The sequence below is a fragment of the Solemya velum gill symbiont genome, from assembly GCF_002020255.1.
Lineage (GTDB): Bacteria > Pseudomonadota > Gammaproteobacteria > Chromatiales > Chromatiaceae.
The window spans coordinates 50,044-59,342 of the sequence record NZ_MPQG01000015.1; the positions used below are offsets into that span (position 1 = coordinate 50,044).

Annotated in this window: 22 protein-coding genes; all 22 read right to left on the reverse strand. The window is 51.6% G+C overall.

The genetic code is table 11. The features are described 5' to 3' along the window. Position 1: 1 nt before the first annotated feature. Positions 2-436 carry a 50S ribosomal protein L15 gene (gene rplO / locus BOW06_RS10265; protein WP_043117652.1) on the reverse strand — a complete coding sequence of 145 codons (435 nt, stop codon included), beginning with the start codon at positions 434-436 and terminating at the stop codon, positions 2-4. A 1-nt stretch (position 437) separates the two neighbouring features. Next, the gene (rpmD, locus tag BOW06_RS10270; protein WP_043117653.1) at positions 438-626 is read right to left on the reverse strand and encodes a 50S ribosomal protein L30; all 189 of its coding nucleotides are present in this window, start codon (positions 624-626) and stop codon (positions 438-440) included. A gap of 5 nt (positions 627-631) precedes the next feature. After that, positions 632-1,141, reverse strand: coding sequence for a 30S ribosomal protein S5 (rpsE, locus tag BOW06_RS10275; protein WP_043117655.1), 510 nt, complete (start codon positions 1,139-1,141; stop codon positions 632-634). 11 nt (positions 1,142-1,152) lie between these two features. Next, positions 1,153-1,509, reverse strand: a complete 357-nt coding sequence (rplR, locus tag BOW06_RS10280; protein WP_043117656.1) for a 50S ribosomal protein L18 — start codon at positions 1,507-1,509, stop codon at positions 1,153-1,155. An 11-nt stretch (positions 1,510-1,520) separates the two neighbouring features. Continuing rightward, positions 1,521-2,051 (reverse strand): 50S ribosomal protein L6, encoded by a 531-nt coding sequence (rplF, locus tag BOW06_RS10285; RefSeq protein WP_078453404.1) that lies wholly within the window; start codon positions 2,049-2,051, stop codon positions 1,521-1,523. A gap of 11 nt (positions 2,052-2,062) precedes the next feature. Then, the gene (gene rpsH, locus BOW06_RS10290) at positions 2,063-2,458 is read right to left on the reverse strand and encodes a 30S ribosomal protein S8 (RefSeq protein ID WP_043117660.1); all 396 of its coding nucleotides are present in this window, start codon (positions 2,456-2,458) and stop codon (positions 2,063-2,065) included. A gap of 149 nt (positions 2,459-2,607) precedes the next feature. Further along, on the reverse strand, positions 2,608-2,913 hold the full coding sequence (gene rpsN, locus BOW06_RS10295; RefSeq protein WP_043117662.1) for a 30S ribosomal protein S14: 306 nt from the start codon (positions 2,911-2,913) through the stop codon (positions 2,608-2,610). A gap of 15 nt (positions 2,914-2,928) precedes the next feature. Continuing rightward, complete coding sequence (gene rplE, locus BOW06_RS10300) at positions 2,929-3,465, reverse strand: 50S ribosomal protein L5 (RefSeq protein ID WP_078454729.1); 537 nt, start codon at positions 3,463-3,465, stop codon at positions 2,929-2,931. Between the two features lie 12 nt (positions 3,466-3,477). Beyond that, complete coding sequence (gene rplX, locus BOW06_RS10305; RefSeq protein ID WP_043117999.1) at positions 3,478-3,795, reverse strand: 50S ribosomal protein L24; 318 nt, start codon at positions 3,793-3,795, stop codon at positions 3,478-3,480. Positions 3,796-3,811: 16 nt separating this feature from the next. After that, positions 3,812-4,180: a 50S ribosomal protein L14 gene (gene rplN, locus BOW06_RS10310; RefSeq protein ID WP_043117664.1), complete on the reverse strand. Its 369-nt coding sequence runs from the start codon at positions 4,178-4,180 to the stop codon at positions 3,812-3,814. Between the two features lie 53 nt (positions 4,181-4,233). Then, on the reverse strand, positions 4,234-4,503 hold the full coding sequence (rpsQ, locus tag BOW06_RS10315) for a 30S ribosomal protein S17 (RefSeq protein WP_043117666.1): 270 nt from the start codon (positions 4,501-4,503) through the stop codon (positions 4,234-4,236). Continuing rightward, on the reverse strand, positions 4,500-4,700 hold the full coding sequence (gene rpmC, locus BOW06_RS10320; protein ID WP_043117667.1) for a 50S ribosomal protein L29: 201 nt from the start codon (positions 4,698-4,700) through the stop codon (positions 4,500-4,502). Before rpmC ends, rpsQ begins: the two co-directional genes overlap by 4 nt. Then, positions 4,700-5,113 carry a 50S ribosomal protein L16 gene (rplP, locus tag BOW06_RS10325; RefSeq protein WP_043117669.1) on the reverse strand — a complete coding sequence of 138 codons (414 nt, stop codon included), beginning with the start codon at positions 5,111-5,113 and terminating at the stop codon, positions 4,700-4,702. Before rplP ends, rpmC begins: the two co-directional genes overlap by 1 nt. 3 nt (positions 5,114-5,116) lie before the next feature. Continuing rightward, entirely contained in the window at positions 5,117-5,815 is a 699-nt protein-coding gene (gene rpsC / locus BOW06_RS10330) for a 30S ribosomal protein S3 (protein ID WP_043117670.1), read from the reverse strand. 14 nt (positions 5,816-5,829) lie between these two features. Continuing rightward, complete coding sequence (rplV, locus tag BOW06_RS10335; protein WP_043118001.1) at positions 5,830-6,162, reverse strand: 50S ribosomal protein L22; 333 nt, start codon at positions 6,160-6,162, stop codon at positions 5,830-5,832. A gap of 11 nt (positions 6,163-6,173) precedes the next feature. Then, entirely contained in the window at positions 6,174-6,446 is a 273-nt protein-coding gene (rpsS, locus tag BOW06_RS10340; RefSeq protein ID WP_043117672.1) for a 30S ribosomal protein S19, read from the reverse strand. A gap of 16 nt (positions 6,447-6,462) precedes the next feature. Further along, positions 6,463-7,293, reverse strand: coding sequence for a 50S ribosomal protein L2 (gene rplB, locus BOW06_RS10345; protein WP_043117673.1), 831 nt, complete (start codon positions 7,291-7,293; stop codon positions 6,463-6,465). Between the two features lie 29 nt (positions 7,294-7,322). Next, positions 7,323-7,616 (reverse strand): 50S ribosomal protein L23, encoded by a 294-nt coding sequence (gene rplW, locus BOW06_RS10350; protein WP_043117674.1) that lies wholly within the window; start codon positions 7,614-7,616, stop codon positions 7,323-7,325. Then, positions 7,613-8,215: a 50S ribosomal protein L4 gene (rplD, locus tag BOW06_RS10355; protein ID WP_043118003.1), complete on the reverse strand. Its 603-nt coding sequence runs from the start codon at positions 8,213-8,215 to the stop codon at positions 7,613-7,615. The genes rplW and rplD overlap by 4 nt, the downstream gene beginning before the upstream one ends. A 5-nt stretch (positions 8,216-8,220) precedes the next feature. Beyond that, on the reverse strand, positions 8,221-8,868 hold the full coding sequence (gene rplC / locus BOW06_RS10360) for a 50S ribosomal protein L3 (protein WP_043117676.1): 648 nt from the start codon (positions 8,866-8,868) through the stop codon (positions 8,221-8,223). A gap of 10 nt (positions 8,869-8,878) precedes the next feature. After that, the gene (rpsJ, locus tag BOW06_RS10365; protein ID WP_043117677.1) at positions 8,879-9,196 is read right to left on the reverse strand and encodes a 30S ribosomal protein S10; all 318 of its coding nucleotides are present in this window, start codon (positions 9,194-9,196) and stop codon (positions 8,879-8,881) included. A 5-nt stretch (positions 9,197-9,201) separates the two neighbouring features. After that, on the reverse strand, positions 9,202-9,299 hold a 98-nt coding region (locus BOW06_RS10370), incomplete at its 5' end, for an EF-Tu C-terminal domain-related protein (protein WP_078453405.1).

Here is a 9,299-nt window from a genome sequence, read left to right on the forward strand (position 1 = left end):
GTTATGCCTCGACTTTTCCGCCAGCTTTCTCAATTGCTTCACGTGCACCCTTGGTTGCACCGATGCCCTGAAGCGTAACAGCCTTGCTGATTTCGCCAGACAGGATCACCTTTGCGCGCTTCATGCTGTGCGGCAGGATATCTGCCTCGTAGAGCGCTTTCATATCAACTACGTCAGCTTCAACCTTGGCAATTTCCGACAGGGTCAGTTCAGCAGTGATTTTCGCTTTACGAGATTTGAAACCTACTTTTGGCAGGCGACGCTGCAGCGGCATCTGGCCGCCTTCAAAACCGATCTTGCTGAAACCACCAGAACGTGATTTCTGACCCTTGTGGCCACGACCACAGGTCTTTCCAACACCGCTTCCGATTCCGCGACCGACACGCTTGCGGTCCTTGCGGCTACCCTCTGCAGGGCTCAATGTATTCAGACGCATCTCAGGCCTCCTCTACTCTAACCATGTAATACACTTTGTTAGCCATGCCACGAGTGGATGGAGTGTCTTCAACCTCTACGGTCTGATGCATACGACGCAGACCAAGTCCACGTACACAAGCCTGGTGCGCCTTGATGCGACCTGACATGCTGCGCGTCAGAGTAACTTTCATCATCTTTTTGTCAGACATGGTATTTACCCCAGAATTTCTTCAACGGTCTTGCCACGCTTGGCAGCAACCATTTCAGCATCGTTCATATTAACCAGGCCGTTCATGGTGGCGCGAATAACATTGATCGGGTTATTCGTTCCGACACACTTGGCGAGTACGTTATGTACACCAACCGCCTCAAATACGGCACGCATTGCACCGCCGGCGATGATACCTGTACCTTCTGATGCAGGCTTCATGAAGACATTCGCTGCACCATGGTAACCATTCATCGGATACTGAAGAGTGCCACCGTTGAGCTTCACATCTTTCATATTGCGACGTGCATTTTCCATCGCTTTCTGAATTGCAACCGGAACCTCGCGAGCCTTGCCCTGGCCGAAACCAACGCGCCCTTTTCCGTCACCTACGACAGTGATTGCTGCGAAACCGAAAATACGTCCACCTTTTACGGTCTTGGCTACACGGTTAACAGCAACCAGCTTTTCAATCAGCTCTTCGTTCTCAGCCTGCTGCGCTTTATAATTTGCCATTGCTGTTCTCCCTAGAAATCCAGTCCGCTTTCACGTGCGGCATCAGCCAGCGCCTTGACGCGGCCATGGTATTTGAAACCGGCACGGTCAAATGCAACTGTTTCAACACCTGCGCTTTTTGCACGTTCAGCAATTGTTTTACCGACGCTCGCTGCTGCTGCAACATTACCGGTACTGCCTTCGATCGAATCGCGGAGTGCTTTCTCTGTAGTAGAAGCGGCTGCAACGACTTCGGAACCGTTTGCTGCAATAACCTGCGCGTAAATATGACGCGGCGTGCGGAAAATAGTCAGGCGCGGCTTGTTGAGCTCGCGGATTTTCGCACGGGTCTTGCGTGAACGGCGTATTCTGCTTAATTTCTTGTCCATTATCTCGCCCCTTACTTCTTCTTGGCTTCTTTACGCATGACATACTCGTCTGCGTAGCGAACACCCTTACCCTTGTACGGCTCTGGTGGACGATAGGCGCGAATTTCTGCGGCTACCTGGCCAACCTTCTGCTTGTCACTACCTGAGACAACAATCTCGGTCTGTGACGGCGTTTCAATGGTAATGCCTTCTGGAACCGGGTAATCAACCGGGTGAGAAAAACCGAGGTTGAGGTTCAGAACCTTGCCCTTGGCTTGCGCACGATAACCGACACCAATCAGGGTCAGTTTTTTCTGGAAACCGGTAGTACAACCGACAACCATATTATTAATCAGAGCGCGGGTCGTACCAGCATGAGCCCATGAAGATTTGCTTTCATCGACGATCGAAACACGAATTTCGCCATCTTCAAGCACAACCCTTACATCGGGATGCACAGTCCAGGTTGACTGACCTTTACCACCTTTAACAGTGACATTCTGGCCATCGATTTTGACATCTGCGCCAGAGAGAGCGATCGGTGCTTTTGCAACACGTGACATAGTTGGCTCCCTTATGCGACGTAGGCAACGACTTCGCCACCGTGTCCGGCCTTACGGGCTGAACGGTCACTCATGATGCCTTTGGATGTGGAAATAATTGCAACACCGAGTCCGCCACGGACAGAAGGCAGCTCATCTTTATTCTTGTAGATGCGCAAACCGGGACGGCTGATACGTTGCAGGAGATCAATAACAGGCGCGCCCTGGAAGTACTTGAGCTCAATGGTCAGCTCGGGCTTACCGCCGTTATCGGAAATATTTGAATCAGAGACATAGCCTTCGTCTTTAAGAAGCGTAGCAATTGACGACTTCAGCTTTGAAGCAGGCATAGTCACAGAGCCTTTCTGGCGCTCTTGTGCGTTGCGAATGCGTGTAAGCATATCCGCAACCGGATCTGACATACTCATATGTATTCCTCTTCGGTCAGGCCGTCTTCACGACGCGATACCATAAAATCAATAAACGACTCCCGGAACCTGTTTAGAGGTTCCTTTTGGGAGCCGCGCATTATACAGAGTTATAACCCCCGACTGCAAGTGGGAGTTAACACATTTTTTTACCAGCTGGCTTTTTTCAAACCTGGTACGTCACCGCGCATTGTTGCTTCGCGCAGCTTGTTGCGGCACAGGCCGAACTTGCGGTAAACACCGTGTGGACGTCCAGTGATGCGGCAGCGACGTTGCTGACGTGCCGGGCTTGCATCGCGTGGCAGCTTCTGCAGCTTCAGTACTGCCTCGTCAACTTCCTCGAAACTACTTTCAGGGTTGTTGATGATCGCTTTCAGTGCGGCACGCTTTGCAGCAAATTTTGCGACTGTTTTCGCCCGCTTTGCTTCACGGGCAATCATGCTTTTCTTAGCCATAAATCTCTATTCCACTTACTTGAATGGGAAGTTGAATGCTTCGAGAAGCGCGCGCCCCTCTTCGTCATTCTTCGCAGTCGTGGTGATAGTGATATCCATTCCGCGAATTGCATCGACTTTATTGAAATCAATTTCAGGGAAGATGATCTGCTCACGTACACCCATGGAGTAGTTTCCACGACCGTCAAATGATTTACCGTTGAGTCCGCGGAAATCGCGAATTCGCGGCGTTGCGATATTGATCAGGCGGTCAAGGAACTCATACATACGCTCACTGCGCAGTGTGACCTTACAACCAATTGGCCAACCTTCACGAACCTTGAAACCAGCAACTGATTTACGTGCCAGGGTCACGACTGCTTGCTGACCGGCGATTTTCTCCATGTCTGCCTTGGCATTCTGGAGGATCTTCTTGTCGCCAAGCGCTTCACCAACACCCATATTGAGTGTGATTTTCTCGATACGCGGAACCGCCATGACACTGCTGTACTGGAACTTCTCCATCAGCTGTGGAACGACTGCTTCGCGATAATGATTTTTTAACCTTGCCATCTCTAAATCACCTTAAACGTCGACGACTTCGCCATTTGATTTGAAGTATCGAACCTTGCGACCATCTTCAAGTGACTTGATACCTACTCGGTCCGCCTTGTCGGTGACCGGATTGTAGAGACCAAGGTTTGAAAGATCGATTGGCATCTCTTTATCGACGATGCCGCCTGTTTCACCCTTGTTGGGGTTCGGCTTCACATGTTTCTTTGCGATGTTGATGTTCTCAACAGTGGCACGTCCATCCTCACCAACAGTAAGAACTGTGCCACGCTTGCCCTTGTCCTTGCCAGCAAGAACAACAACATCATCACCTTTACGAATTTTACTTATTGCCATGACTGCGACCTCAAAGCACTTCTGGTGCGAGCGAGATTATTTTCATAAATCGCTCACTACGTAGTTCACGTGTAACCGGGCCGAAAATACGGGTTCCGATCGGCTGCAGGTTCGCGTTCAGCAGCACTGCTGCATTGCCATCAAAACGGATCAGAGAACCGTCCGGACGACGCACACCTTTACGGGTACGAACAACGACAGCGTTGTACACGTCACCTTTTTTGACCTTTCCACGCGGAATCGCATCCTTGATACTGACCTTGATGACATCACCAATTGCAGCGTAACGGCGGTGCGAACCACCCAGTACCTTGATGCACTGAACACGTTTTGCACCGCTATTGTCGGCGACGGTCAGCATTGTTTGCATCTGAATCATCTGTTTGCTCCAGGCAAATAATTCTTGTTTCTATCGAAAATGGCTGGCCGCGACTAGACGCGTGCAGGCCTTTCGATAATCTCTACCAACTGCCAGCGCTTGCTCTTCGAAAGCGGGCGGCACTGTTCAACCATAACTACATCTCCGGTGCGACACTCATTGTTCGCATCGTGTGCATGCACCTTGGTTGAACGACGAACGTACTTGCCGTACAGCGGGTGCTTGACCTTTCGCTCGACAACTACAGTGATGGACTTATCCATCTTGTTACTGACAACCCGGCCCGTCAGGGTACGGTTTGAAACTGTCTGTTCTTCACTCATGATGCGTCACCTGACTGCATTTCGTTCAACACGGTTTTGACGCGTGCAATATTCTTGCGCACTTCACCCATCATGTGAGGACGTGCAAGCTGACCTGTGCCCTGCTGCATACGCAGGTTGAACTGCTCTTTGAGCAATTCCTGCAGTGTCTCTTCCAGTTCTGACGGAGTCTTGCTCCGAAGTTCGTTCGCATTCATCAGAGGATCGTCCGCTTGGTGAAGGATGTCGCTATCGGAAGCTTTGCAGCTGCGAGCTTGAATGCCTCGCGTGCCAGTTCCTCGGTAACACCTTCAATTTCATACAACATGCGTCCTGGCTGGATCTGGGCAACCCAATACTCTACGTTACCCTTACCTTTACCCATACGCACTTCAAGAGGCTTTTTGGTGATCGGCTTATCCGGGAATACACGGATATACAGCTTACCGCCACGCTTTACTGTACGAGTAATCGTACGACGCGCTGCCTCGATCTGTCGTGACGTGATACGGCCACGGCCAGTTGCCTTGAGTCCGTACTCGCCAAAGCTGACTTTAGAGCCTGACTGGGCGAGACCACGGTTACGGCCTTTCTGGACTTTACGGAATTTTGTACGTTTTGGTTGTAGCATGACTTAATCCTTCTTGCCTCGGCCTTTGCCGCGACCTTTAGTCTGCTTCGGCTCATCATCAAACTGGGGACGGTCACCAAAGACTTCACCCTTGAAGATCCACACCTTGATACCAATGATTCCGTAGGTTGTGTTCGCTTCAGCAGTACCATAATCGATATCTGCACGCAGAGTGTGTAGAGGTACGCGGCCTTCGCGATACCATTCGCTACGAGCAATCTCAGCACCGTTGAGACGACCGGCAATATTGATCTTGACGCCCTGCGCACCGAGGCGCATGGAAGTCTGAACCGAACGCTTCATTGCACGACGGAACATGACACGACGCTCAAGCTGCTGTGCAATGCCTTCAGCAACCAGGGTTGCATCGAGTTCCGGCTTGCGAATCTCTTCGATACTGATGTGTACCGGAATACCCATCTTTTCAGATACGGCAGCACGCAGCTTGTCGATATCTTCGCCTTTCTTACCGATAACCACGCCAGGACGTGCAGTATGAATGGTGATGTGTGCGTTGTTTGCCGGACGATCGATCTGAATACGACTGACAGAAGCCTGTGAAAGCTTCTTCTTCAGAAAATCACGAACCTCGAGGTCCTGATTCAGCAGATCTGCATACTCACCGGAGTTTGCATACCAACGTGAAGTATGGTCTGCAACGATTCCGAGACGCAATCCGGTAGGATGTACTTTTTGACCCATAATTGCTTCCTTCCCTAGTCGTCCGCCACAGTCACAGTAATGTGGCTGGTACGCTTGAGGATACGTGTCGCACGGCCTTTGGCTCGTGCACGAATACGCTTCATGGTCGGTCCCTCGTCTACGCAGACAGCTGCGACCTTGAGCTCGTCAATATCTGCACCTTCATTGTGCTCGGCGTTTGCAATTGCCGAATCCAGGACCTTCTTGACAAGGGCTGCGCCCTTTTTCTTGCTGAAGGCCAAAATGTCTAGTGCTTCTTCTACGGGCAGTCCGCGAATCTGGTCAGCCACAAGGCGTCCCTTCTGGGCTGATAAACGCGCATGCCGGTGTTTTGCCATAACTTGCATCATCAGTCCCCTTATTTCGCTTTCTTATCCGCACTGTGACCGCGATAGGTGCGGGTCAGTGCGAATTCGCCCAGTTTGTGTCCTACCATGTTCTCGTTAACGAGAACCGGTACATGCTGGCGTCCGTTATGGACCGCAATAGTCAACCCGACCATGTCAGGTGAAACCATTGAGCGACGTGACCAAGTTTTGATCGGCTTGCGATCATTATTGGCCACCGCCTGCTCCACCTTCTTCTGAAGGTGGTGGTCGATAAATGGACCTTTTTTTACTGAACGTGGCATTTTTACTCTACCTCAATTATTTACGACCGCGACGACGTACAATCATCTTGTCCGTACGTTTATTGCTTCGCGTCTTGAATCCCTTGGTTGGCGTGCCCCATGGGCTCACCGGATGACGACCACCAGATGTGCGGCCTTCACCACCACCGTGCGGGTGGTCAACCGGGTTCATTGCAACACCGCGAACCGTTGGACGCACTCCGCGCCAGCGAGTCGCACCGGCCTTGCCGAGTGAACGCAGGTTGTGTTCCGAATTACTGACTTCACCGATAACAGCACGGCACTCAACAAGTACCCTGCGCATCTCGCCAGAACGGAGCCTCAGTGTCGCATGTGCGCCTTCACGGGCGACCAGCTGTACCGAGGTACCAGCACTGCGAGCGAGTTGAGCACCTTTACCAGGCTTCATCTCGATACAGTGAACGACTGAACCGATCGGGATATTGCGAAGTGGCAAACAGTTGCCCTTTGCAATTGGTGCATCACTGCCGGAAACGACACTGTCGCCAGCCTTGAGCCCCTTCGGTGCAATAATGTAGCTACGCGCTCCATCTGCAAACTTCAGCAATGCGATATTCGCAGTGCGGTTTGGATCGTACTCAAGTCGCTCAACGGTGGCTGGAATGCCATCCTTTGAATTGCGCTTGAAATCGATAACGCGATAACGCTGCTTGTGACCGCCGCCACGATGACGCGTGGTAATACGGCCATTGTTGTTACGTCCGCCGCTCTTGCTTTTCTTTTCTATCAGGGGTGCATAAGGAGCACCCTTGTGCAGATCAGGATTTGAGACCTGAACGACAAAGCGACGACCCGGCGATGTTGGTTTTGACTTTTGAACTGCCATGATTGCAATCTGCCTATTCTTTAACTAGCTCACGCGCTCGGCATGAAGTCGATTTCCTGGCCTTCCTTCAAACGGACATAGGCCTTGCGTGTGTCAGAACGACGTCCGAAACGAGCACCGAAGCGCTTGGTCTTACCCTTCAGGTTAACCACGCGGACTGACTCAACGTCGACTTCAAACATCTTCTCTACCGCAGCACGAATTTCCGGTTTGGTTGCATCCGCTACAACGTGGAAAACAACCTGGTTGGATTCGCCTGCCATTGCGCTCTTCTCTGAAACAATCGGAGCGAGCAGTACTTTCATTACGCGTTCCTGGTTCATGAGAGACGCTCCTCAATTTTCTTCAGTGCTGCTGGAGTAACGATAACCTTGTCGTATGCGATCAGGCTGGCCGGATCGACATCCATATTGTCGCGCACATCAATCTGGTAGAGATTGCGCGCGGCAAGAATCAGGTTCTCGTCGAGATCATCAACAATAATCAGCGCATCATCTGCATCAAGCTCTTTAAGCTTGCCGACCAGTTCTCTGGTCTTTGGAGCAGAGAGGCTGAAATCTTCAACCACGACCAGACGCTCCTGGCGCAACAGCTCGGACAGGATGGAAACCATCGCGCCCTTGTACATTTTGCGATTGACCTTCTGGCTGAAATCACGTGGCTGTGCAGCAAATGTCACACCACCAGCGCGCCAGATAGGGCTGCGCGAGGTACCGGCACGTGCACGGCCTGTACCTTTCTGACGCCACGGCTTGGCGCCGCCGCCTCTTACTGTAGAACGGTTTTTCTGCGCCTTGGTACCGGAACGGGCACTATTAAAGTATGCCTTGACGACCTGGTGAATCAGCGATTCGTTGTAATCGGCGCCAAATACCTGGTCAGAGACCTGGATGGCAGAACCGTTTTGAACATTCACATCCATTGTCATCACCCCTTACTCGCGAACTTGACTGCAGGAGTCACGATTACATTACCGCCATTTGCACCGGGAACTGCACCCTTCACCAGCAGCAGGTTGCGGTCAGAATCGACACGTACAACCTCGAGGCTCTGAACGGTTGTCTTCACGTTACCCATGTGACCAGCCATTTTCTTGCCCTTGAATACGCGACCAGGAGTCTGACACTGCCCGATTGAACCCGGTGCGCGATGCGCCAGCGAGTTACCATGGGTAGCATCCTGCATTTTGAAGTTATGGCGCTTGACGCCACCTGCAAAACCCTTACCTTTCGAAGTACCGCAGACATCAACCTTCTGGCCTGCTTCAAACATCTCGACAGTGAGCTCGCCGCCAACTTCAGGAGTTTCTCCCTCGACATCATCGAGACGAAATTCCATCATTTTGCGACCTGCTTCAACACCTGCTTTCGCGTAGTGACCAGCCTCGGGCTTGGTTACACGAGATGCTTTACGGCTACCGACAGCAATCTGAATTGCCTCGTATCCGTCGGTCTCTTCGGTACGCACCTGGGTTACACGGTTAGGTGCAACCTCTATCACGGTGACTGGCACAGACGCGCCGTCTTCAGTGAAGACACGTGTCATTCCAGCTTTACGTCCTACAACACCAATCATGTTCGTTTCCTCAGTTCAGCTTGATCTGGACATCAACGCCAGCGGCCAGGTCCAGCTTCATCAATGAATCCACTGTCTTGTCACTTGGATCCATGATTTCCAGCAGACGCTTGTGCGTGCGGATTTCATACTGGTCACGTGCGTCTTTGTTGACGTGTGGTGAAACCAGAATCGTGTAACGCTCTTTCTTGGTCGGCATAGGGATTGGACCCTTGACGACTGAACCAGTGCGCTTTGCCGTTTCTACGATCTCTTTAGCCGACTGATCAAGCAGACGATGATCAAATGACTTGAGACGGATACGGATTCTCTGACTTGCTGTTGCCATATCTATTACTCGATAATCTTTGCTACAACACCGGCGCCAACAGTACGGCCACCTTCGCGAATCGCGAAACGCAGGCCTTCTTCCATTGCGATCGGTGCAATCA

Coding starts and splice junctions, on each gene's coding strand:
- rpsN (WP_043117662.1), bottom strand. CDS start 2,913: ATGGCTAAGAAAAGCATGATTGCCCGTGAAGCAAAGCGGGCGAAAACA.
- rpsE (WP_043117655.1), bottom strand. CDS start 1,141: ATGGCAAATTATAAAGCGCAGCAGGCTGAGAACGAAGAGCTGATTGAA.
- rplO (WP_043117652.1), bottom strand. CDS start 436: ATGCGTCTGAATACATTGAGCCCTGCAGAGGGTAGCCGCAAGGACCGC.
- rplE (WP_078454729.1), bottom strand. CDS start 3,465: ATGGCAAGGTTAAAAAATCATTATCGCGAAGCAGTCGTTCCACAGCTG.
- rplN (WP_043117664.1), bottom strand. CDS start 4,180: ATGATTCAGATGCAAACAATGCTGACCGTCGCCGACAATAGCGGTGCA.
- rpsJ (WP_043117677.1), bottom strand. CDS start 9,196: ATGGCAACAGCAAGTCAGAGAATCCGTATCCGTCTCAAGTCATTTGAT.
- rplD (WP_043118003.1), bottom strand. CDS start 8,215: ATGGATGTGAATGTTCAAAACGGTTCTGCCATCCAGGTCTCTGACCAG.
- rplV (WP_043118001.1), bottom strand. CDS start 6,162: ATGCAAGTTATGGCAAAACACCGGCATGCGCGTTTATCAGCCCAGAAG.
- rplC (WP_043117676.1), bottom strand. CDS start 8,868: ATGATTGGTGTTGTAGGACGTAAAGCTGGAATGACACGTGTCTTCACT.
- rpmC (WP_043117667.1), bottom strand. CDS start 4,700: ATGAATGCGAACGAACTTCGGAGCAAGACTCCGTCAGAACTGGAAGAG.
- rpsQ (WP_043117666.1), bottom strand. CDS start 4,503: ATGAGTGAAGAACAGACAGTTTCAAACCGTACCCTGACGGGCCGGGTT.
- rplR (WP_043117656.1), bottom strand. CDS start 1,509: ATGGACAAGAAATTAAGCAGAATACGCCGTTCACGCAAGACCCGTGCG.
- rplP (WP_043117669.1), bottom strand. CDS start 5,113: ATGCTACAACCAAAACGTACAAAATTCCGTAAAGTCCAGAAAGGCCGT.
- rpsS (WP_043117672.1), bottom strand. CDS start 6,446: ATGCCACGTTCAGTAAAAAAAGGTCCATTTATCGACCACCACCTTCAG.
- rpsH (WP_043117660.1), bottom strand. CDS start 2,458: ATGAGTATGTCAGATCCGGTTGCGGATATGCTTACACGCATTCGCAAC.
- rpsC (WP_043117670.1), bottom strand. CDS start 5,815: ATGGGTCAAAAAGTACATCCTACCGGATTGCGTCTCGGAATCGTTGCA.
- rplF (WP_078453404.1), bottom strand. CDS start 2,051: ATGTCACGTGTTGCAAAAGCACCGATCGCTCTCTCTGGCGCAGATGTC.
- rpmD (WP_043117653.1), bottom strand. CDS start 626: ATGTCTGACAAAAAGATGATGAAAGTTACTCTGACGCGCAGCATGTCA.
- rplB (WP_043117673.1), bottom strand. CDS start 7,293: ATGGCAGTTCAAAAGTCAAAACCAACATCGCCGGGTCGTCGCTTTGTC.
- rplW (WP_043117674.1), bottom strand. CDS start 7,616: ATGAACCAGGAACGCGTAATGAAAGTACTGCTCGCTCCGATTGTTTCA.